Below are 21,693 nucleotides of genomic sequence, written 5' to 3'. Positions count from 1 at the left end.
CTACAGACCGCGAATCGCCTCACCTCACCGATGCTGTCCCACCTTCTGCCGCTTTTCGAGCACGCGAGCATACCAGGTCAGCGGAAAACACATCGCGAAGTAGATCATCGCGACCATGCCGTAGATCGGAAACGGCCGGAACGCGGCATTCGTGATCATCGTGCCGGTCTTCGTCAGTTCGGCGAAGCCGATGATCGACGCGAGCGCGGTGCTCTTGACCACTTGGACGAGAAAACCGACGCTAGGCGCGACCGCGATCTTCAGCGCCTGCGGCCACACGATATAGCGCAACTGCTGGCCGAACGTCATGCCGAGGCTCGCACCGGCGGCCCACTGACCACGCGGCACCGCTTCGACGCAGCCGCGCCAGATGTCGACCAGATACGCGCTCGTATAGAGCGTCAGCGTGACGGTCGCGGCGGCCCACGGCGACACGTCGATGCCGACGAGCGGCAAGCCGAAGAACGCGAGAAAAAGCTGCATCAAGAGCGGCGTGCCCTGAAACACCTCGACGTACAGCACGACGAGGCGGCGCAGCCACGCGATCGGCGACACGCGCATCGCGAGCAGCACTAGCCCGACTATCCCGCCACCGACGAACGCGATCAGCGACAGCAGCACGGTCCAGCGTGCGGCGAGCAGCAGGTTGCGGGCGATGTCCCACAGCGTGAATTCGACCATGATCAGCGCTCCGTCGGCAGGGTGCGCGCGCCGCGCCACATCAGGCGGCTGCGCCAGTCGCGCGGCAAGCCGTCGTTGCCGCTACGGCTGTTGTTACCTCGTGCCGCGCGGCCCGCGAACAGCCCGCGGCCGAAGCGGTTCAACAGCTGCCGCAACACGATCGACATCAGCAGATAGGCCGCCGTGATGATCACGTAGCTCTCGAACGAGCGGAAGTTGCGCGACTGGATGAAGTTCGCCGCATAGGTCAGGTCGGGCACCGAGATCTGCGACACGACGGCCGAGCCGAGCATCACGATCAGCACCTGGCCGAGCAGCGCGGGAAACACGTTGGCGAGCGCCTGCGGCAGCACGACGTAGCGGAACACCTGGCGTCCATGCAGGCCGAGCGCCTGGGCGGCCTGTACCTGGCCGCGCGAAATCGAATCGATGCCGGCGCGCACGATCTCGATTGCGTACGCGCCGAGATTGACGGTCATCGCGAGAATCGCGGCCTGGATCTCGTCGATATGAATGCCGAGGCTCGGCAGGCCGAAAAACACGAAGAACAACTGCACCAGAAACGGCGTGTTGCGGATCAGTTCGACGTAGCTCGCGACCAGCCAGCGCGCCCACTTCGGCCCGGCCGCCGCGACGCTCGCGCCGGCGATCCCCACCAGCCCACCCGCCAGGGTCGACACGGCCGTGAGGCCCAGCGTCACGGCGGCGCCGCGCGCGAGCATCCCCGCATACAGGCCGAAGCCGCTGAAATCGAACGCGTAAGTCATGGCCTCGTGCCCATCGTAGGATCAGATTGCGGCGCGGCCTTCACGGCGCCACGCCACAGGTTTCAAAGATCGGCCGGCAGCGGCGCGCGCAGCCACTTCTGCGAGATCGCGTTCATCGTGCCGTCCTTGCGGGCCTTGGCAATCGTTTCGTCGACCTTCGCCTTCAGGCGCGGCTCGTTCTTGTTCAGACCGACGTGATCGGGCGAGCTGAACAGCGCGAACTTCTGCTCCGGATCGTTCGCCGGATGCCGCGCGAGAATCGTCGCGCCGACGTCGTTGCCGACCACCATCAACTGTACCTGACCAGAAAGAAACGCCGAAATAGCACCGTTCGGATCGTCGAAACGTTTGATGTTCGCCGATGGCGGCGCGATCTTCGTCACGCTCAGGTCTTCGAGCGTGCCGCGCGCGACCGAGATCGACTTGCCGCCGAGGTCAGCGGCGTTTTTCACCGGCAGCGACTTCGGGCCGAACACCGCGAGGTAGTACGGCGCGTAGGGTTGCGAGAAGTCGATCACTTTTTCGCGCTCGGGCGTCTGGCCGACCGACAGCAACATGTCGGCCTTGTGGTCGGCGAGGAAGGCCATGCGGTTGTCGCCGGTGACGGGCACCAGTTCGACCTTCGCGTTGAGCGCCTTGCCGATCAGATTGGCGACGTCGATGTCGTAGCCGACCGGTTTCATGTCCGGACCGATCGAGCCGAACGGCGGATAGTCCTCGAATACGCCGATGCGCACGGTGCCGGACTTCGCGATGTCGTCGAGCGCGTCGGCATGCGCGGCCGACGGCAGTGCGCACAGCGCGCCGAGCGCGGTCATCGCGAGCGTCGCGGCGAGCGTCGCGAACACGCGGCGGGTCGATTGGAGAGCGGGGCGCTGGTTCATGATGTGTTCCTCTGTCGTAATACGGTAGTTATTCAGGCAAAGCCGTGTGATGGGTTCGGGTATCAGGCGGCGCGCGCGGCGATCAGTTTGCACGCGTGCGGCGGCAGCTCGGCGAGCACCGGCATGCCGAGCGCGAGCCCGGGCGTTTCGCGCGGCGTGGTCGCGGCGGTCAGCGTGAAGCCCGCGCAATCGATCGTCGCTTCGAGCGAGGCGCCGACGTCGCGAATGAACGTGACGGTACCGGGCAGCCGGTTCGGGTTCGGTGCTTCTGTGGCCGCCTTCACGCAGATGTCCTCGGGGCGAATCAGCAGGCGGATCGCGTTGCCGGCCGCACCCGGCTGCCGCGCATCGGCGAGCGGCGCGCTCGGGTGCGGCGTCACCGCGATGCGCCGTCCGCCCGGCAGGCTCACGACGCCCGCGCCGTCGTACCGCACCGGCAGAATGTTGCCGAGCCCGATGAAGTCGGCGACGAACTCGCTGACCGGATCGCGGTAGATATCGAGCGGCTTGCCGACCTGCGCGATGCGGCCTTTCTCCATCACGACGATCTCGTCGGCCATCGTCATCGCTTCGCGCTGGTCGTGCGTGACCATGATCGTCGTGATGCCGAGGCGTTGCTGCAGCAGGCGGATTTCGACCTGCATCGCTTCGCGCAGCTTCGCGTCGAGCGCGGACAGCGGTTCGTCGAGCAGCAGCAGTTGCGGCTCCGAAGCGATCGCGCGCGCGATCGCGACGCGTTGGCGTTGCCCGCCCGACAGTTGCGTGACCGGCCGGTTCGCCATGTGCGGCAGCTGGATCAGTTCGAGCAGCTCGGCGACGCGGCGCGTTTGCCGGTCTTTCGCGACCTTGCGCAGCTTCAGCGGATACGCGACGTTCTGCGCGACCGTCATATGCGGAAACAGCGTGAGCGACTGGAACACCATCCCAAAGTCGCGCCGATTGGCCGGCAGTCGCGTGATGTCGCGGCCGGCGAAATGGATGCTGCCCTCGGTCGGCGTTTCGAGGCCTGCGATCATCCGCAGCAGCGTGGTCTTGCCGCAGCCGGACGGGCCGAGAAAGCACACCAGCTTGCCGTCGGGCACGCTCAGGTCGACGTCGTCGACGGCATGCACGGCGCCGAAGCGCCGCGTGACGGCTTGCAAGGTCAGATGGGTCATCGTAAGCTCCAGCAAGGTGACGGGTTCACAGCGCGACGCCTTCGTCGCCGATCAGCTTTTCGAGCAGCCAGATCAGCGCGAAGTCGATCGCGACGATGACCACCGCGAAACAGAACACGGTCGGATCGAGCGACGACACCGTGCGGCTATAGAGCCATACCGGCAGCGTCATCGTGTCGATGCTGTACAGGAAGAACGTCACCGTGAACTCGTTGAACGACACGATGAAGGCGAACAGCATGCCGGCGAGAATGCCGGGGCGCATCAGCGGCAGCACCACGTCGATGAGCGCGCGGCCGGGGCTCGCGCCCATCACGAGCGCGGCTTCCTCGAACTCGGGGCCGATCGACGCGACCGACGCCGCGCAGTTCTTCACCGTGAACGGCAGCGCCAGGATCACATGCGCGATGATCAGCCGGCCGACGCCCAGCTCGACCGGCAGCACGTTGAACACCAGCAGCAGCGACAGGCCGAGCATTACGAGCGGATAGACGAGCGGCAGCGCGACCAGTTGCTCGACCATCGGCTTGCCGCGAAAACGGTAGCGCGACAGCGCGTACGCAGCGGGCACGGAGACCAACGTCGCGATCAGCATCGTCGCTAACGCGACGACGAGGCTCGTGGTCAGCGCGGCGCCCATCGACAGCGTATCGGTCGCGTCCGGTGACACGAAGCTGTGCCACGCCGCGCGGTACCAGTGCAGGCTGTACGCGTGCGGCGGGAATTCGAGCGTGTCGGCCGCGCTGAACGACATCGCGATCATCGTGAGGATCGGCAGCGCGGCGAGAAACAGCACGATGCCCGCGACGAGCGCGGTCGCGCGGCCGAGCTGGCCGGGCATCGTCTGAGGCAGGCGCGGGAAGCGCGGCAAACGAGGTTCGGTGCGCGGCAGGCGCGAGGTCGGCAGCGGCGTGCTCATGCGTGAGGCTCCCCGGTCAGACGTTGGGTGCGGCGCACGAGCCGTTGCGACAGCGCCATCACGGCGAGCGTCGCGATCATCAGCACCACGCCGGAAGCGGAGGCGGCCGGCCAGTTCAAGAGCGGCGCGACCTGATCGTGCACCAGCACCGCGAGCATCGGCACACGCCGGCCGCCGAGCAGCAGCGGCACCGCGAACGCGCTCGCGTTGTACGCGAATACCAGCAGCGCGCCCGATACGAGGCCCGGCATCGCGAGCGGCAGCAGCACGTGACGCAGCGTTTGCCAACGAGTCGCGCCGAGCGTCGCGGCGGCTTCCTCGTACGAGATCGACACCGCGCGCATCGCGCTGGACAGCGGCAGCACGGCGAGCGGAAACGCGGTCTGGATCAGCCCGAGCAGCACGCCATGCTCGCGATACAGCCACATTACCGGACGCTCGACGAGTCCGCTCGCGAGCAGCGCGTGATTGAGCAAACCCGCCGGGCCGAGGATCACGAGCCAGCCATAGCCTTGCAGCAGCAGATTGACGAGCAGCGGCAGCAGCACACCCGCGAGCAGCAGCCGGCGCGCGAGCCGCGATGTCGTGCGCGCCATCGCCAGCGCGACCGGAATCGCGAGCACGACCGCGCACAGCATGCTCTGGAACGCGAGCCGCATCGTCAGCCACAACGACTTCAGGAAGTAGCCATCGAGCAGGTCCGCGTAGTTTTGCAGCGTGAAGCTGCGCCATTCGTTGCCGGACGTGCCGAAGCTCATGCGCAGCACGACCAGCGCGGCCGCGCCGAGTATCGCCAGAAACAGCAGGATCGGCGCAAGTAGCAGCCACGGGCGCGCTTTCGCGAGCGTCGTTGCGCCGGCAGCGGGGTCGGTCACGGCCGTCTCGACGACTGCGGAAGCGGAAGCAGCGCCGCCGGGCGTCGGGCCCGGCGCAGCTTCGTCCGGCATCATCGCGGCACGCCGCGGGAAGCGCGCGAGCATCGTGGTTACGCCGAGAAGATCTCGGTGTAGCGCTTGATCCATGCCGGCTGCACGGCGGCGAGCGCCTTGTCGTCATGCAGCACGGCTTTCTCGGCGATTTGCTGCGGGCTCGGCACGAACGCGCGGCTTTCGGCGGGAATCATCGCTTTCGAGTTGACTGGGCCGTTCAGCACATCGGCCGCCATGCGGCCTTGCACGCCGGCGTCGAGCGAGTGATTGATGAACGCGTGGATCAGGTCGGTGTCGCCCGGATGCGCTTTCGGAATGACCGTGAACATCAGTTGCGTCGCGAAGCCTTCCTTCATGCCGTAGGTCACGCCCATCTTGTATTCGGGCTTGCGGATCTGATCCGGGAAAAACGCGGGCGAGTAGATGCCGCCGATGTCGAGCGAGCCCGTGCGGAACAGATCGGCAACCTGGTTCGGGTTCTCGCCGAGCGTCATCACGTGGTCTTTGAGCTGCGCGAGCTTCTTGAAGCCGGGCTCGATGTTCTGCTGCGAGCCGCCGTTCATCTTCGCGGCGATGATCGCGAGATCGACCGCTTCGGCCCACTCGGGCGGCGGCAGGAAAACGCGGCCGGCGTATTTCGGGTCCCACAGCGCCTCGTACGACGAAGGCGGCGTCTTGACCGTCGCGGTGTTGTAGATGAGGCCGTCGGACCACAGCAGATAGCCGACGCCGAAGCCGTTCGCGCCGGTGCGGTAAGGCGGCGCGACTTCCTTCAGGTTCGGCAGGCGGTCGAGGTCGGGCTTCATCAACAGGCCCGCGTCGGCGAGGCCGGAAGCGCCGACGCCGGCGAGCGTGATCACGTCATAGGTGGGGCGCTCGCCCGCTGCCTTGACTTTGGCGACCATGCCGGAGGTGCCGTCGGCGCGATCGGCGATGACCTTCGCGCCGGTCTTCGCGGTGAAGGTCGCGGCGATGTTGCGCAGCGCGGCCGTGCCGGTATCGTCCGACCACGTCAGGATGCGCAGCGTCTTGCCGCTGAAGTTGTGCTCCTGCGCGCGCAGATTGAGGAACGGCATCGGCAGCGCGGATGCCGCGAGCGCCGTACCGATCGTCTTGATGGCCTGCCTTCTACCCCGTTTGATCTGCTGCATGGCGGTCTCCTCTGTTGAACGCCCATTGCCCATGATTCACCGTGACCGCTGCCGGATATACCGTGCGTGGATGCACTGTAGGTTTGCCAAAATCACGCAACAATCGAAATATGCGCATGGATGGCATGACGTACGCTCATGGCTCGCCGCCAGCGAACGCGGTGGCAAGCGATTTGGCGACGCGCCGGGAAGCTACGGGCGATGGCGTATGCGGGTTAACGTCCATAACTGGCTGAGGAATTCCAGCGTGCGTCGAGGTATGAGGAAAGCTCGGTTCTGGTGCGATTGCTGAAGGCTTTTTTGCACCGCGCCGGTGCGACATTCCTCAGTACGGGCGTTTTTCACGCATGCCATGAGTCGAACGCATGCGGGTTTGCCCGCGCGCCTGCTCGTGCGCGCATAGCCGATCGCGTATGCTGTGGGCTTGACGGGCAGGGCGGCGAGGGGCGCTGCCGCAGCCACGCAATGATTTTTTCTGATCCTGGACATCCGATGCGACGCCTACCGCCGCTCAACGCGCTGCAGATTTTCGAAACCGTCGCGCGCCATCGCAGCTTCACGCGTGCCGCCGATCATCTGTGCCTGACGCAAGGTGCGGTCAGCCGGCAGATCATCGCGCTCGAGGAGTACTACAAGTTTCCGCTGTTCAAGCGGCACGCAAAGGGGCTGACGCTGACCGCCGAGGGCGAAATGCTGCTTCCGGCGGTCAAGGAGAGCTTCGCGCGGATCGAGGAAATGTCGTTGCGCTTGACGAGGCAGCGCACCGATCTCGCGCTGAAGGTGCCGACCTGCGTGATGCGCTTGATGCTGCCGAAGATCATGCGCTTCCAGTCCGACTATCCCGATCTGCACGTGCAGATCACGACCACCTGGCAGCACGACGTCGATTTCCAGAGCGAGCCGTTCGACGCGGCGATCATCTACGGTTCGTCGCCCGGTGCGGACGTGCAGGCGGTGTCGCTGTTCGAGGAGCGTCTGACGCCGGTCTGCACGCCCGAGCTGCTGAAGGACAAGCCGCTCGCGCAGGTGGCCGATCTCGGGCGCCACACGCTGCTGCATCCGACGCGCGATCACCGCGACTGGAAGATGTGGCTCGCGAAAGTCGCGGAAGCCGATTCGGCGGGCGCCGCGACGATCGACGCGGAGCTCGGCCCGAGCTTCGATACGCTCGACATGGCGACCAACGCCGCCGCGCAGGGCTTCGGCGTCGCGATCAGCGACCTCGCGCTTATCGACGAGGACGTCGCTGCCCGGCGCCTCGTGCGGCCGTTCGATACCGTGCTGAAGACCGGCTGGCGCTATTACTTCGTGTATCCGGACTCAGTCGCGCAACAGCAGAAGCTGAATCTGTTCCGCGACTGGATCGCCGAGCATTGGGAAGAGTGAGGTTGCCGTCCGCCCGTGCCGGATAAGGCATCGCGTCAAGGCGCGAACGACAGAAACAGATAAGCCGCGAACAGCGACAGATGCACGGCGCCTTGCAGAATCGTCGTGCGACCGGTACTGAGCGTCAGCGTGGCAACCACCAGCGTGAGCGCGAGCAGCACCATGTCCTTGCCATCGATGCCGAGCACGATGGGCTGACCGATGTACAGGAACACGCCGGCGACGGTGGGAATGGTCAGGCCGATACTCGCCAGTGACGAGCCGAGCGCGAGGTTCAGGCTGGTCTGCAGACGGTCGGCGCGCGCTGCGCGCAGCGCCGCGAGTCCTTCCGGCAACAGCACTAGCGACGCAATCACGATACCGACCACCGCCGGCGGCGCGCCCGCGCTCAGCACCGCTGACTCGACCACCGGCGACAGCACTTTCGCGAGCAGCACGACCGCGACGAGGCTCACGAGCAGCAGCGCGCCGCTGATGGCTGCGAGGCGCGCGCCGGGTGGCTCGGCATGGACGTCTTCGTCGGGCACGCCGGCGAGGAAGTAGTCGCGATGGCGCACCGTCTGCACGAACACGAACACGCAATACAGCACCAGCGACGACACGCCGGCAAACGCGAGCTGCGACGGCGACAGGACAGGGCCGGGGCTGGTGGTCGTGAAATTCGGCATCACGAGCGTCAGGACCGACAGTGACGCGAGCACCGCCAGCGCGGCCGCCGCGCCGCGGCTCTGGAAGTCCTGTTCCAGATGGCGGATGCCGCCTACCAGCAGACACAGCCCGACGAGCCCGTTGCAGACGATCATCACGGCCGCGAATACCGTATCGCGCGCGAGGCCAGCTTTCTCGGGACCGGACGTCAGCATCACCGAGACGATCAGCGCCACCTCGATCACCGTGACGGCGACCGCGAGCACTAGCGTGCCAAACGGCTCGCCGACGCGATGCGCGACCACTTCGGCATGATGCACGGCGGCAAACACGGCCGCGCATAGCGACACGCCGGCCAGTGCGAGCAGCAGCGTATTGCCCGGCATCGCGTAGGCGGCGCCGAGCACGATCCAGCTAACGATCGGCGCGACGAGAGTCCAACGAGGCAAGACGGTCGCGGACGAAGTCATGCGGCCTTCCTTTCGGTGCGTGTGTGAACTTGAAGTAATATCTTAACTAGTGACGTTAAGCTATTAAATTATTGGAGATAACTCGTTACGAGAAGCCGTCGCCACGCGGTCGGGTCGTCATCGCGACGCGCGTCGCGCATTAAAAATATCGCGGTTTCGGTGGTGCGGGGAATCGCCGCGTCGGACGGTGCGATGGCCGCACCGTGAGGAAATGGTGTCGAGCGCTGGATCGGAGGGGAATTGGCGTCGCGGCGGAGCTTTCCGCCGTCGACGCCAGCTTGCTGCTATTAGCGCAACTTCTTCGGCCGTTCGACCGGATTACTGGCCCATCGCGCGGATCGACAGTGCGCTCTTCACCGACGTCACGCCTGCCACGCCTTGAGCGGCGTTCGTCGCGAGTTCGATCTGAGCCTGTTCCGGCACCGAGCCTTCCAGCGTGACGGCGCCGTCGCGTGCGCGCACGGTGATGTTGCCGACGGTCAGGCCCCTCGTACGCGCGAGCGCCGCGCGGACCTTCTTCTGCAGCGCACGATTAGCCGCGCGAGTCTGCTTGGCGGTCGGTGCCGTTGCCGCCGGCGCTGCGGTCGCCGCCGCGTCGCTGCTTTGCGCGTACGCGTTGAGGGAAGCGAGAACGACCAGCGCGCCGCCGATCATCTTGATTGCCGAGAATGCTTTCATTCAACCATCTCCTGTTGTCGTAGAACGTCGATCCCCGGATGGGGTCGATTTTTTTACACCAGCGGGTACAGCGGGATTCATTGCCAATGGAACAGGTACAGCAGTCTGCGAACGCTTTCAGCCGACACGCGGTTTCAGCGACCGCGAAGCGCGCGCCGAAACATGCAAACGGCCGTGTGACCGGCCGGATGATCACAATACAACAATTGGTGCCATGTTGACTTCCATGGCGCAGAAAATGAGGCTTCGGTACAACGAATTTGTCGATCGCAACCGGTCGATGACGTGGGAGTGGGGCGACTGCTCGCTTGTCGCGAGGCCATAGGTTTCAGCACCGATTTCAGCACCGACTCAAGGACACCCAGCGCATGCGAAACGAAGCTCTTCCGATCCGACCGTTGCGCCGCGAGGATCTGCCGATCGATACCGTGGAACTGGCGCGCTTCATGGTCGGCAAATATCTCGTGCACGATCTGCCCGAAGGACGCCTGAGCGGACGCATCGTCGAGACCGAGGCGTATCCGCTCGGCGACTCGACGAGCCATGCGTTTATCGGACGTCGTCTGTACAACGGGTCGATGTTCCTCGCGCGCGGTCATGCTTATGTGCGGCTGACCTACGGCGTGTCTTACATGCTCAACATGTCGTCCGAAGCGGAGGAGGTCGGCGCCGGCATCCTGCTGCGCGCGATCGAACCGCTCGAAGGACTCGCGCTGATGGAAGCGCGCCGTCCCGGCGTGCCGCTGCGCGATCTCGCGCGCGGACCCGGTCGGCTGACGGTGGCGTTCGGCATCGGCCAGGCGTTCGACGGCCGCGATTTGTGTACGGGGCGGGGGCTATGGATCGGCGTGATCGAGACTGGCGACGCACCGATCGGCGTGACGACGCGCATCGGCCTGTCGCGCGAGATGCACCGGCCGTTGCGATTTTTCGAGCCGGGCAGCGCGTTCGTCAGCGGCCCGCGCAAGCTACTGACGATTCCGCATTCGGGCGCATGACGTCGCAGCTACGCGCGTAGATCGATTCGGAGGTTTCGGCCTGCGGGCGGGCGAATTCTTTCTTCGATCAGACGTATTTCGCAAATATCAGACGCAAAGGTGATGATCCGGGCAATTGTTACCCGGAAGATCATGCTAACGGAGGTGGTTATGCGATATTTCCCGACATAGTTGCGAACTGAGCAATTTTCTATCTCGTAATTAAGGGTTTTCCCTTGGCCGTGCGGTGACTAGACTTAATTCATTCGCCGGACAGCAAGGTGTCGGCGATGCAGTTAAAACCACGTTGGAGGGAAGTCATCATGAAATCGCTGATCAAGGCAGTTGCCATTGCAGCCGTTGTCGCCGCGCCGGTCGTATCGTTCGCGCAGTCGAGCCAGCAGCCGGTCACCCGCGCGGAAGTCCGTAGCGAACTGATCCAGCTGGAGCACGCGGGCTATAACCCATCGACTGCGAGCGACCCGAATTATCCGGCCGACGTCCAGGCCGCCGAGCAGCGCGTGCAAGCGCAAAATCCGGCCGTAGCGCAAACCCAGCGGACCGCTGATACCAGCGGTTACGGCGCGCCGATGAGCGGATCGACCCAGGCGGGCGGCATGAAGGAGCCGATGAGCGGCCCGAAGAGCATCTATTTCGGTAACTAAGCAGGCAGCAGAATCTGTGTGCGCGTCGCTTGACCGCGCACACAGCGTTTCATACCCGGTACTGTTTCAAACGAGCGCGCCGCACTCATGCGCGCGTGAGCGTGTCATCCGCGCGCGTTGCGTTCCTCTTTCCAAAGGAACCTCCGCTGCCGCAAGGTAGCTTGGCCCAAGCCCTTCGAGGTTTGGGCCTTTTTTGTGTCTGGTCCCCCGCGGATGATCGATGCGGTGTCGCTCAGCGAAAGCCGTGCTGCCTGTCAGAGCCGTTCGCCGTGAATATAGAACTCGAGTTGCTGAATCGTGAACTGCTGTTCCGCGATGATGTCCTTCACGAGGTCGCCAATCGACACCATGCCGACCAGCCGCTCGTTGTCGATGACAGGCAGGTGACGCATGCGCCGCTCGGTCATCAGCGCCATGCAGTCTTCGGTCGTCTGGTCCGGACGAACGAAGCGCACCGCCTTGCTCATGATGTCGCGCACCGGCGTCGCCTTCGACGACCGGTCCATCAGCACGATCTTGCGCGCGTAGTCGCGCTCCGTAATGATGCCGGCGATGCTGTCGCCGTCCGTCACCACCAGCGCGCCGATGCTTTTCTCGGCCATCAACCGGATCGCCTCGTAGACAGAATCGTCGGCGCCGATCGTATAGACGTCGGAGGGGTTCGGTTTCGTTTTAAGAAGCTGTGCAACGCTTGTCATGGAGCGGCTCCGTTTCGCAGTGCAGCACGCCGAAGTGGCGCACGGTCGTGAGGGACAGGCGATACCAGTATAGGCGCGACGTGCGCCCGCGGTACACCGGGAATACCTCGGGCGTGCCGGACGATGCGCGCTGGATTGGCGCGGTCCGCGCGGGCTTGTTTCGGGTCTCGGGCTCGTGTTTCGCGTGATCCGCGTGTGCCAGGTGTGGCTTGTCGCGGATCAGCGTCCCGTGCCCGCAAAGGGGCATCCACGTGCTGCATGCGGATTAGCGGTAAACTCGCAGTCCACACCTTATCCCCGGCTCGACCGGGTTCATGCCAGCACCATTGTTCAACGCCATGCTCACGTCTCAGGATCCATTGCCCGCAGCGGACGGCGCCGTCACCGGCGAATGCGTCGTGCTCGACGCCACCGCCACGCTGCCCACGCGCTACGGCACGTTCACTTCCTATGTGTTTCGCGTGGTCGACAGCGGCGCCGAACATCTCGCGCTCGTGATGGGCGATGTCGCCAACCAGTCGTCGGTGCTGACGCGCCTGCATTCGGAATGTCTGACGGGCGACGTGCTCGGCTCCTATCGCTGCGACTGCGGCGAGCAGCTCGATCTCGCGCTGCGCTATATCGCGGCGGAGGGTTGCGGCGTACTGCTATATCTGCGCGGCCACGAAGGACGCGGCATCGGTCTGTCGAACAAGATCCGCGCGTATGCGTTGCAGGAGCAGGGGCGCGATACCGTCGAAGCCAACCTCGATCTCGGCCTGCCCGACGATTCACGCGAATACGATTCGGCCGCGGGCATCCTGCGCACGCTGAAGGTCACGTCGGTGCGGCTGATGAGTAACAATCCCGAAAAGTTCGACACGCTGTCGAAGCACGGCATTCCGGTGTGCGAGCGTGTCGCGCTCGCGATTCCGATGCGCGAGGAAAACGAGCGGTATATCCGCACGAAGCAGCTGAAGTTCGGGCATTACTTCGACGAGAACGAATAGCACGAAGCCGGGATGTGTCTGCGGTCTCCCAAGGAGAGCCAAAGCAGTCCGCAAGTGTTTGAAAATAAAACAGAAAGCACTCCTATTGGCGGCGCCAGTCGGCACATCGACGCTTGTCTCCGTATGCCTAAACTTGCAACGTCGGCGTAGGTTTTTTCGGCGTTGCCAAGGAAACCTACGCCGGATATTCTTCCCTCAGAAAAACCTACGCCGAGGGAAGAATGCGCTTCGATGCACGTGCCGCAGCCACACTGCCGAGCGGCGATCACATGACCTTTGATGGATTTCCCGGACTGCGCTTGCAAGCGTCTACGAGCCGGAAATCGTGGACGTATCGCTACAAGTCACCGGTCGATAGCCGCATGCGGCAAGTGAAGCTCGGTGAATGGCCAGCAATGTCGTTTGCCGGAGCCATCGCCGCGTGGGAGAAGAGCCGCATCGAGAGAGACTCGGGCGCCGAGCTCTCCGCACTGCGTCGAATGACGGAAGCAGAGGCTACTCGTCCATCACCGAACAATTACACCGTCGAACAACTGTGCCGCGACTATCTGCGGGGGCATGTAGAAGTCAACCGGAAGACCAAAGGTGCAGTCGAGGCCGCACGTATCTTCAAAGCGATGTTAGGGCCTATCGCGGATAAGCCTGCGGCTACCATCACGCGCGCCGCGGCTTTCGATCTGCTCGAATCATATCGGTCGACTCCAGTGCTCGCAGCTCGCCTTCGCATGGAGCTTGGCGGTGCCTGGCACTACGCGCTCGATGCTGGTCGTCTTCCTGAAAACACCGCTAACTGGTGGAAGGAAGTTCTAAGAGGGCGACTGAAGAGCAAAGGGCGCAAGGTCGAGGGCCAATATACCGGGACACAAAAGAGGGTGCTCTCGGTAGAGGAACTGAGCACATTGATGCGATGGCTGCCGAATTTCAGCTTGACTGTCGCCGATGCATTGACGCTCTACCTGTGGACTGGCACAAGAGGGGGCGAGATTGTCGCTATGGAGAGCACCGAGATCGCCGACGAAAGCGATGGTCTTTGGTGGACGATTCCCAAACAAAAGACAAAGGGGCTTAATAACGAGAAAGCAACGGATCTGCGAGTGCCGCTCGTGGGCCGCGCCGAAGTAATTGTGCGGCGACGGCTCGATCAGGCAAAGGGGACGGTTCTGTTTCCTTCGGCGCGTGGGAAGACGATGGGCCAGACCGTAGTCCAGCACGGCGTCTACTATCATCAGCCGTACTGCAAAATCGCACCGAACCATGATCGCCCGCGACTACCCGTGACGCATTGGTCCGCCCACGATCTTCGACGCACGACCCGCACACTGCTTGCAACACTTGGTTGTCCCAACGAAATCGCCGAGGCCGTCCTCGGTCATGTCAAGCCTGGAATCATCGGTATCTATAACCGGCATACCTACGATAGAGAGCGGCGCGAGTGGCTCACGAAACTGTCGCATCGCTTGGAAGAGATCGCGGCGACATATCCTCCAAGGAAGTAACACGGTCTCTATGCCGGTCTTCGACGCAGGGCAAAATTGCACGCTGGTGGTTAGACGATGTTACGACTCGCGAGTAAATATGCGACGTCGCGGCGGGCGCTTCACCAGCTCGAGTCTTTCCCGCGGCCGCCGTGCACCTCTCGTGGATTCCGATCGAACAATTTCACGAACCGCTATCAACGGGTATGGGCTGGCGATCAGTCTGGAAATGCGGTGAACAGCGCGAGCCTTCGTTCTTCCAACGCAGCCCGACGAAAGTGAAGCGCCGTTGAACATCGAAATAAGAAGGATCAACGCCAGGAAACGAGCGTTAAGCAGTTTTCGACCTGGCGTCGTGTAGCGTATGGTATTTCCCGGTAGTCTCGGGAAGCGCCTCATTTGGCAATTGGGCGGGAAAATGGCATTTCTGTTTCTCCGGTGCGTTTGCTACACCTAACGCCGCGTATTAAGTTTTGAAGTACACCAAGCGCAAAGATGAATCGCCGCACATCGTCAGTTCGGTCCTATTGACGGTAGTCAAGATCCAACGGAAACCGACGAAGGCTAAGCCGCCATGAAAATCTGTCTCTCTCTGAAAGAAGTGGCTCAGGCCCTCTCTCTGTCACCGTCGACCGTACAGCAACTGGTTCGCGAGAAAACGTTTCCAGAGCCACGGTTGCTATCGGGGCGGAGGATAGGGTGGCTCGCACGTGAGGTTCAGTACTGGGCTGACACACGCCCAGTCGCTAAGCTCCTGCCGCCAGAAAATTCAGGTGCTAAGAAGCGGCAGGTTGCTCGAAAATGTTGACGATATGCGTCGTAAATCGTGACACGTCCGGTTGCCGGTTGCCGGCTGCCAAGCCAAGGGCGTGAGCGCAAATTCGTCGTTTGTTTTGTAGATGGCACTCGCCGGGGATGGGACAGATGGGGGTCGCCGATCTGCGCCGAAACGCTGCGCGGGCACGCAGGTCCGCCGACCTTGCGACGGGCAGGAATCACCCATGGCTCGTCGCCTCAGCCTCGCAAGCGCTTTCGAATGCTGCCGGGCGAACCTGAGAGCAGATAAGCATTGAAGCGTCTTTCGGGGGAGCGCAGGGCGGGACTCTCGCAGTTTCTCGCGAAAGCGTTGCATGGCACCCACCCACCCCGTGTCCGATCCGTGTCCAAAAATCGCTAACTTCGCATCGAACCTGAAGGAAAAGCGGTTCTTGGCCGGAACTGAGACGGCGGTGCGAACCAGGCGGTCGTCCTCACGATACTCTTGACGCGATGAACAGCGCCTCATCTGCCGACCAGTGTCGTGCTATCGCAGCATGGTTTGCTCGACCTCGAACTAGCCGAGCGCGTTCCGCTTATCCATAGCCGTCGTACGAGATTTTGGCCGCTGGGCTCAGGAGAGGACTCGAATGTGAAATTCAAGTGTTTGATTTTGAATCAAAAAGATAGTTGATTTATGGCGTATATGCGCACTATACGCAAAAATGTTGGATCCCACCGGGCGCTATTCCGTGCCGGGTGCGCGAAACACTCTCTAAACTAAATCGATTGGTGCGCGCCCGCAGCGTGGCTAGCCGAGTCGAGCAAAACGTGCGACGTCTCCGAGCACCGGTTGCGCTGATTGCGTGGGCGCTTCGCGGGCCGCTGTTGCGGGCCGGCTCGCCGGCAACTGCCCGTCATCGCAGAAAACGGTGCGTAGCATCTCCAGAATGAGTTCGGTTCGCGCATCGGCCACTGAATAAAAGATCGAGCGCGATGCCCGGCGGGTTTTCACGAGTCCGGCCTTGCGCAGTTCAGCCAGCTGCTGCGAAAGCGCCGGCTGCTGAATGTCCAGTTCGCGTTCGAGCTGGCTCACTGAGCGTTCGCCGAGCGCAATCTGAGACAGCAGTTGCAGTCTGCTGGCATTGGCCAGCAGACGGAGCAGTTCGGCGGCTTCGGGAGCCTTCTGTTTGAGTGCTTCCAGTCTCGGCGTGGTGTTTGCCATTGTCATTTCCCTTGCTGACGGAAATACCATGGCGTGCCATCCGTGCTGCTGCCTGACAATGCCTCGTCCAGTGTCGTTGGAGCGGGATAGAGGAGCGGCATGTCGTCATTCCATCCTTCAGGCGTTGACGCGCTGCTGCGATCAGCGGCCTGCAGTGCCTTCACGAGGCGCAGCTGTTCGCCGACCGAGCGCCCGACATTCATCGGATACCACGTCATTGCCCGGACAACCCCCTGCGGATCGATGACGTAGCTTGCGCGCACTGCGGCCGCATCCGGCGATTGCGGATCGAGCATGCCGTATGCGGTCGCAATGACCATCGACGGATCCTCGACGACTGGAAACGTCACCTTGACACTGAACCGCTCATGGATGTCGCGCAGCCATGCCACGTGTGCATACAGGCTGTCGACCGAGATGCCCAACAGCTTGCAGCCAACGGCTTCGAACTGATTTGCGGCCTTCGCAAGGCTGACGAATTCGCTGGTGCATACCGGCGTGAAGTCCGCAGGATGGGCAAAAATCAAAAGCCAAGTGCCACGGTAGTCGCTCAGCGAGCGCTCACCGCACGTGGTGCGGGCATGGAACTCAGGGGCCGGATCGCCGATCCGGAGGGGCCGAGGGAAGGGCAGTGGTGTGTCGGTCATGGGTCGTGGCGTAGGGTTGCCGCAAGTATATCGCCGGCAGCGTGTCTTGGGTGGACGTCGCATTTACAGTTTAATAAGTTATGATAGTGTGTATATGAGTAATCAAACCAAGGGTGAGGATCTGCTATGTCCGATCAATCTGTCGATCCAGCCTGCATCGCTGCCGGTGAAGTGATCAGCGCAGCAGTACACGCGCCAGTAGCCGTTCGCCCGGTTGTACAAGCGTTCTTTGACGAGCAAACGTGCACGATCAGCTACGTGGTCCGGGATCCCGGGAGCAACCTGTGTGCAATCATCGATAGCGTGCTTGCGTTCGATTCAGCCTCGGGAAGGACCTCGCCCCGCGCGATGGATGCGCTGGTTAGTTACATAAAGGACGAAAGGTTAAGTGTGCAATGGCTGCTGGAAACGCACGCGCACGCTGACCATCTGTCAGCTGCGCCCTGGTTGCAGGAGCAGCTCGGCGGCCAGCTCGCGATTGGTCGCGAAATCGTTCGCGTCCAGCAGGTGTTTGGCAGGACATTCAATTCGGGCAGTGACTTTGCGCGGGACGGCAGTCAGTTCGATCGCCTGTTCGACGACGGCGAACGATTCGAGGTGGGAACGTTGCCGGCCATGGCTCTGCATGTACCCGGTCATACACCGGCGTGCCTGGCCTACGTGATCGGAGACGCGGTTTTCCCTGGCGACACGCTGTTCATGCCTGATTTCGGCACCGCCCGATGCGATTTCCCGGGAGGTGACGCGCGGCAGCTCTATCGCGCCATTCGAAGGCTGACGGCTCTGCCGGGGCAGGCGCGGCTGTTCCTCTGTCACGACTACAAGGCGCCCGGCCGCGACTATTACGCGTGGGAAACCACGATCGATGCCGAGCGCACGGGAAACATACATGTGCACGAGGGCATCAGCGAGGGCGAGTTCGTTGCGATGCGCAACAGCCGCGACGCCACGCTGGCGATGCCGAAGCTCCTGTTGCCGTCCGTGCAGGTGAACATGCGTGGAGGTCAGCTGCCCTCGCCCGAGGACAACGGGGTGAGCTACCTGAAGATTCCGGTCAATGCGCTGTAAGGCGCATTGCCGAATCCCGCACCTGCATTCCTTTCTATCGCCGACCAACTGCGGCGGGAGCGGAGTCGCTCCCCATACAGTTCCACCAAGGATCTGCCACATGGACATTCGTTCGCTCGACCCATCGCTCTGCGCATCGCCCCAACTCTCGCCCGAGGACATGGTCGCCGTTGCCGCTGCAGGGTTTCGCTCTGTCATCTGCAATCGCCCCGACGGCGAAGGCGCCGATCAGCCGACTTTCAGCGAGATCGAAGCGGCAGCCCGCGAACTAGGCATCGCAGCACGGTATCTGCCCGTCGAGTCCGGCAAGGTCGGCGATGCTCAGGCTGCGCAGTTCGGCGAACTGATGCAGGCACTGCCGAAGCCGGTGCTCGCCTATTGTCGTACGGGCATGCGTGCCGCGACGCTGTGGGCCCTGTCCGAAGCGCGAGGCTGGACGCTGCCGGACATCATCGACGCCGGCAAGGCAGCGGGCTATGACTTGACTGCATTGACGCGCCGTATCGCCAACGGCGGCAAGGTGCCAGTGGAAGTGGCCGTGGCCAGTCACGACATCGTGATCATCGGCGCAGGCGCTGCCGGCGTGGCCACCGCATCGAGCCTGCTCGCGCGCGACCCGAACCTCGACATCGCCGTCATCGACCCTGCGGAAACCCACTATTACCAGCCGGGCTGGACCATGGTCGGAGCCGGTGTGTTCGATCCCGAGATCACCGCCCGCAAGATGGCCTCGGTGCTCCCGCGCAAAGTGCACTGGCTCAAGGCCGCTGTCGCTGCGTTCGAGCCGGAAAGCAATGCGGTCGTGCTCGAGGGATGCCGGGTGGTGAGCTACAAGCAGCTCATCGTTTGTCCGGGACTGAAGCTGGACTGGCATGCCATCGAGGGGTTGCCGCAAACCCTCGGCCAAAATGGCGTGACGTCCAACTACCGCTATGATCTTGCGCCTTATACGTGGCAGCTGGTCTGCCAGCTCCAGGGCGGTCGCGCGCTGTTCACCCAGCCGCCGATGCCGATCAAATGCGCCGGGGCACCGCAAAAAGCGATGTATCTGTCCTCGGATCACTGGCGACGCTCAGGCCGACTCGGGCAGATAGACGTCCAGTTCTTCAATGCCGGGGCGGTGTTGTTCGGCGTGGCCGACTATGTGCCGGCTCTGATGGAGTACGTCTTGCGTTATGACATCGCACTGAACTTCGGCTTCAATCTGAGTGCGATAGACGGGCCGGCCAAGCGCGCGACATTCAAGCGCACGCTCGAGAACGGCACGGTGGAAACGATTACCCGCGAGTTCGACATGATCCACGTGGTGCCGCCGCAGAAAGCCCCGGACTTCATCCGCGTCAGCTCGCTGGCGGATAAAGCGGGCTGGGTCGATGTCGACCAGGCAACGCTGCGTCACAAGACGTACGCAAACATCTTCGCGCTCGGCGACGTGCCAAACACGCCGAATGCGAAGACGGCCGCCGCCGCGCGCAAGCAGGCCCCTGTCGTCGCCCACAACGTGCTTGCGAGCTTGGGGAAAGCGAAAGGCCAGGCAGTATACGACGGCTACGGATCATGTCCGCTGACCGTCGAACGCGGCAAGATCGTGCTCGCCGAATTTCTCTATGGCGGCAAGGTCGCGCCGTCGCTACCGACTTGGCTGATCGACGGCAAGCGCCCGTCGCGCCTCGCGTGGTTACTGAAGGCGCGCATTTTGCCGCCGCTTTACTGGCAGGGCATGCTCAAGGGGCGCGAGTGGCTCGCGCAGCCTGAGCTTGTTGGCTAACGAAGCCGTGGCTCAGAATCCGGCGCGTTGTCAATGCTGACTTCACTGCTCCTTGGCGCCATCGTAGGCGCCGTACTCGGCCTGACCGGTGCGGGCGGCGGCATCCTGGCGGTTCCAGCGCTGGTGGTCGGCATGGGTTGGCCGATGCAGCAAGCGACGCCGGTGGCCCTGATCGCCGTGGCGGGCAGCGCCGCCATCGGTGCGCTTGAAGCATTCCGGCAGCGGCTCGTCCGTTACCGCGCCGCGCTTTTCATGGCCGCGGCTGGCGTGCCGCTGACTTCACTCGGCGTGAGCCTTGCGCACGCGTTGCCGCCGCGTGTGCTATTGGCACTGTTCGCCACGGTCATGCTGGTGGTGGCGGTACGGATGCTATTGCAAGCCCTGAAGCAGGGGCGGTCGAACCGGCCGGACTCGCCACTTTGCGTCGGCCGCGTCAACCCCGACACAGGGCGGCTCATCTGGTCGTGGACGACATGCGCAGCACTCGCGGCAATCGGTGCACTGACCGGGCTCATGACGGGACTCCTCGGCGTGGGGGGCGGCTTCGTCATCGTCCCGATGCTGCGCAAGCTTACCAACGTGTCCATGCATGGCATTGTGGCCACCTCGCTGATGGTCATCGCGCTGGTCGGCAGCGGCGGTGTGGTGGCGACGGTTCTGCACGGCACGCCGCTGCCGCTCGACCTGACACTGTGGTTCAGCCTGACGACGGCCGCCGGCATGGTGGGCGGGCGCCTGGTTTCGCACCGACTCTCTGCGCGGCATGTGCAGGCGGGTTTCGCGGTTGCGCTGGCCTGCGTCGCGCTTGGCTTGATGGCAAAGGCGGCGCTGGACGTTTGAACGAGTCGTCCCGGCTTCGTTTTGGTCATGCCGGGTAAATCAATTGTTCAACTGTCGAAGGCACCCGCTTCGAGATCTCTCTTGAAAAGCTGCAACCAATCGCTTTCGTCGCCGAGCGGGTATTCCTTCATAAGGTTGTGTCGCGATAAGATTGGCAAGGCAAGAAAGGTCCGCAATGACAAGGAGTCCTTACGCCACCAACGAATAGAACTGATCGGCGGCGGTTCGGGGGACGCCGCCGCTGTCCTTCATCTGGCCTTTCCTGATCATATGCATCGTCTCAATGCCTGACAGGATGATGCGGGCACACCGGAAATCCTTGAAGCCCATCATGGGCCTGGTTCGTCGTTTGATCGCCCGATGATCCTGCTCGACGATGTTGTTCAGATATTTGACCAGCCGGAGCTTGATGGGCGTTTCCCGCTCGGCGTTGATGGCCTGGAGGGCGGCCAGATTCGCCCCGCTTTTATCCATGGTCACGGCCTCGGGCGTCCCGTTCCGATCGATGGCTTTCTCGAAGTAACGGCGCGCGGCAGCTTTGTCGCGATTCGCCCGCAACAGGAAATCCACCGTATTACCGGCCTTGTCCACCGCGCGATACAAGTACTTCCACCGGCCGCCCACCTTGACGTAGGTCTCATCCATCTTCCAGCTCTTGCCGACCGGACGTTTGTGCTTGCGAAAGGCCTTCTCGAACAACGGTACGAGTTTGATCACCCAGCGATGCACGCTCGAATGGTCGACCTCGAAACCCCGTTCGGCCATTATTTCCTCGAGATTTCGCAAGCTCAGCGAGTAGGCCACATACCACCGCACACACAGCAGGATCACGTCCAGCGGATAGTGCAGGCGTTTGAGTACATTCGCTACGCCGGCAGGCAGGGCTTTTCCCGCAGTCGCATTCTTCATATCACG

At 63.0% G+C, this 21,693-nt stretch carries 22 protein-coding genes and 1 pseudogene; 9 read left to right on the top strand and 14 right to left on the bottom strand.

Annotated features, from left to right (window positions below):
• Window positions 1-24 precede the first annotated feature (24 nt).
• From OKW44_RS06735 to OKW44_RS06705, 7 genes are all read right to left on the bottom strand, one after another.
• On the bottom strand, window positions 25-681 hold the full coding sequence (locus OKW44_RS06735) for an amino acid ABC transporter permease (protein WP_026225876.1): 657 nt from the start codon (window positions 679-681) through the stop codon (window positions 25-27).
• 2 nt (window positions 682-683) lie between these two features.
• Window positions 684-1,448, bottom strand: a complete 765-nt coding sequence (locus tag OKW44_RS06730) for an amino acid ABC transporter permease (RefSeq protein ID WP_018420883.1) — start codon at window positions 1,446-1,448, stop codon at window positions 684-686.
• Between the two features lie 62 nt (window positions 1,449-1,510).
• Complete coding sequence (locus tag OKW44_RS06725; protein WP_018420884.1) at window positions 1,511-2,332, bottom strand: transporter substrate-binding domain-containing protein; 822 nt, start codon at window positions 2,330-2,332, stop codon at window positions 1,511-1,513.
• 62 nt (window positions 2,333-2,394) lie between these two features.
• A complete protein-coding gene (locus OKW44_RS06720) occupies window positions 2,395-3,489 on the bottom strand; it encodes an ABC transporter ATP-binding protein (RefSeq protein ID WP_018420885.1) in 1,095 nt (364 codons plus the stop codon).
• A 25-nt stretch (window positions 3,490-3,514) separates the two neighbouring features.
• Window positions 3,515-4,408, bottom strand: a complete 894-nt coding sequence (locus tag OKW44_RS06715) for an ABC transporter permease (protein WP_018420886.1) — start codon at window positions 4,406-4,408, stop codon at window positions 3,515-3,517.
• Window positions 4,405-5,388, bottom strand: coding sequence for an ABC transporter permease (locus OKW44_RS06710; protein WP_018420887.1), 984 nt, complete (start codon window positions 5,386-5,388; stop codon window positions 4,405-4,407). The genes OKW44_RS06715 and OKW44_RS06710 overlap by 4 nt, the downstream gene beginning before the upstream one ends.
• A gap of 5 nt (window positions 5,389-5,393) precedes the next feature.
• On the bottom strand, window positions 5,394-6,488 hold the full coding sequence (locus OKW44_RS06705; protein ID WP_018420888.1) for an ABC transporter substrate-binding protein: 1,095 nt from the start codon (window positions 6,486-6,488) through the stop codon (window positions 5,394-5,396).
• A gap of 492 nt (window positions 6,489-6,980) precedes the next feature.
• On the opposite strand from OKW44_RS06705, the gene OKW44_RS06700 reads away from it, so the two are divergent.
• The gene (locus tag OKW44_RS06700; protein ID WP_018420889.1) at window positions 6,981-7,874 is read left to right on the top strand and encodes a LysR substrate-binding domain-containing protein; all 894 of its coding nucleotides are present in this window, start codon (window positions 6,981-6,983) and stop codon (window positions 7,872-7,874) included.
• Window positions 7,875-7,909: 35 nt separating this feature from the next.
• On the opposite strand, the gene OKW44_RS06695 is transcribed toward OKW44_RS06700, so the two are convergent.
• Together OKW44_RS06695 and OKW44_RS06690 are read right to left on the bottom strand one after the other, a co-directional pair.
• Complete coding sequence (locus tag OKW44_RS06695; RefSeq protein WP_018420890.1) at window positions 7,910-8,992, bottom strand: calcium:cation antiporter; 1,083 nt, start codon at window positions 8,990-8,992, stop codon at window positions 7,910-7,912.
• Window positions 8,993-9,310: 318 nt separating this feature from the next.
• Window positions 9,311-9,670, bottom strand: coding sequence for a BON domain-containing protein (locus OKW44_RS06690; protein WP_018420891.1), 360 nt, complete (start codon window positions 9,668-9,670; stop codon window positions 9,311-9,313).
• A 368-nt stretch (window positions 9,671-10,038) separates the two neighbouring features.
• On the opposite strand from OKW44_RS06690, the gene OKW44_RS06685 reads away from it, so the two are divergent.
• Both OKW44_RS06685 and OKW44_RS06680 read left to right on the top strand, forming a co-directional pair.
• On the top strand, window positions 10,039-10,668 hold the full coding sequence (locus OKW44_RS06685) for a DNA-3-methyladenine glycosylase (protein ID WP_018420892.1): 630 nt from the start codon (window positions 10,039-10,041) through the stop codon (window positions 10,666-10,668).
• A gap of 302 nt (window positions 10,669-10,970) precedes the next feature.
• Complete coding sequence (locus OKW44_RS06680) at window positions 10,971-11,312, top strand: DUF4148 domain-containing protein (RefSeq protein WP_018420893.1); 342 nt, start codon at window positions 10,971-10,973, stop codon at window positions 11,310-11,312.
• Between the two features lie 254 nt (window positions 11,313-11,566).
• On the opposite strand, the gene OKW44_RS06675 is transcribed toward OKW44_RS06680, so the two are convergent.
• The gene (locus OKW44_RS06675; RefSeq protein ID WP_018420894.1) at window positions 11,567-12,010 is read right to left on the bottom strand and encodes a CBS domain-containing protein; all 444 of its coding nucleotides are present in this window, start codon (window positions 12,008-12,010) and stop codon (window positions 11,567-11,569) included.
• 338 nt (window positions 12,011-12,348) lie between these two features.
• Between OKW44_RS06675 and ribA the strand changes: the two genes are divergently transcribed.
• The 3 genes from ribA (at window position 12,349) to OKW44_RS06660 (ending at window position 15,282) form a co-directional block, all read left to right on the top strand.
• Window positions 12,349-12,999 carry a GTP cyclohydrolase II gene (gene ribA / locus OKW44_RS06670; RefSeq protein WP_018420895.1) on the top strand — a complete coding sequence of 217 codons (651 nt, stop codon included), beginning with the start codon at window positions 12,349-12,351 and terminating at the stop codon, window positions 12,997-12,999.
• A gap of 221 nt (window positions 13,000-13,220) precedes the next feature.
• On the top strand, window positions 13,221-14,495 hold the full coding sequence (locus OKW44_RS06665; protein WP_018420896.1) for a tyrosine-type recombinase/integrase: 1,275 nt from the start codon (window positions 13,221-13,223) through the stop codon (window positions 14,493-14,495).
• A gap of 553 nt (window positions 14,496-15,048) precedes the next feature.
• Window positions 15,049-15,282: a helix-turn-helix transcriptional regulator gene (locus OKW44_RS06660; RefSeq protein WP_018420897.1), complete on the top strand. Its 234-nt coding sequence runs from the start codon at window positions 15,049-15,051 to the stop codon at window positions 15,280-15,282.
• A 759-nt stretch (window positions 15,283-16,041) separates the two neighbouring features.
• On the opposite strand, the gene OKW44_RS06655 is transcribed toward OKW44_RS06660, so the two are convergent.
• Window positions 16,042-16,455, bottom strand: coding sequence for an ArsR/SmtB family transcription factor (locus OKW44_RS06655; protein ID WP_018420898.1), 414 nt, complete (start codon window positions 16,453-16,455; stop codon window positions 16,042-16,044).
• Window positions 16,456-16,457: 2 nt separating this feature from the next.
• Window positions 16,458-17,102, bottom strand: a complete 645-nt coding sequence (locus tag OKW44_RS06650; RefSeq protein ID WP_035470947.1) for a peroxiredoxin — start codon at window positions 17,100-17,102, stop codon at window positions 16,458-16,460.
• A 126-nt stretch (window positions 17,103-17,228) separates the two neighbouring features.
• On the opposite strand from OKW44_RS06650, the gene OKW44_RS06645 reads away from it, so the two are divergent.
• From OKW44_RS06645 to OKW44_RS06635, 3 genes are all read left to right on the top strand, one after another.
• Complete coding sequence (locus OKW44_RS06645; RefSeq protein ID WP_026225878.1) at window positions 17,229-18,170, top strand: MBL fold metallo-hydrolase; 942 nt, start codon at window positions 17,229-17,231, stop codon at window positions 18,168-18,170.
• Window positions 18,171-18,270: 100 nt separating this feature from the next.
• The gene (locus tag OKW44_RS06640; protein ID WP_018420901.1) at window positions 18,271-19,938 is read left to right on the top strand and encodes a bifunctional protein tyrosine phosphatase family protein/NAD(P)/FAD-dependent oxidoreductase; all 1,668 of its coding nucleotides are present in this window, start codon (window positions 18,271-18,273) and stop codon (window positions 19,936-19,938) included.
• 33 nt (window positions 19,939-19,971) lie between these two features.
• The gene (locus tag OKW44_RS06635; protein ID WP_018420902.1) at window positions 19,972-20,778 is read left to right on the top strand and encodes a sulfite exporter TauE/SafE family protein; all 807 of its coding nucleotides are present in this window, start codon (window positions 19,972-19,974) and stop codon (window positions 20,776-20,778) included.
• A 47-nt stretch (window positions 20,779-20,825) separates the two neighbouring features.
• Here the strand turns inward: OKW44_RS06635 and OKW44_RS06630 are convergent.
• Window positions 20,826-20,906: pseudogene (locus OKW44_RS06630) on the bottom strand (transcriptional regulator); the annotation flags it as partial.
• Between the two features lie 61 nt (window positions 20,907-20,967).
• Complete coding sequence (locus OKW44_RS06625; protein WP_018420903.1) at window positions 20,968-21,687, bottom strand: IS6 family transposase; 720 nt, start codon at window positions 21,685-21,687, stop codon at window positions 20,968-20,970.
• Between the last annotated feature and the right edge of the window lie 6 nt (window positions 21,688-21,693).

The sequence above is a fragment of the Paraburkholderia lebeckiae genome (assembly GCF_050436325.1).
Classification (GTDB): domain Bacteria; phylum Pseudomonadota; class Gammaproteobacteria; order Burkholderiales; family Burkholderiaceae; genus Paraburkholderia; species Paraburkholderia tuberum.
This window is presented reverse-complemented; position numbering and strand designations above follow the sequence as displayed.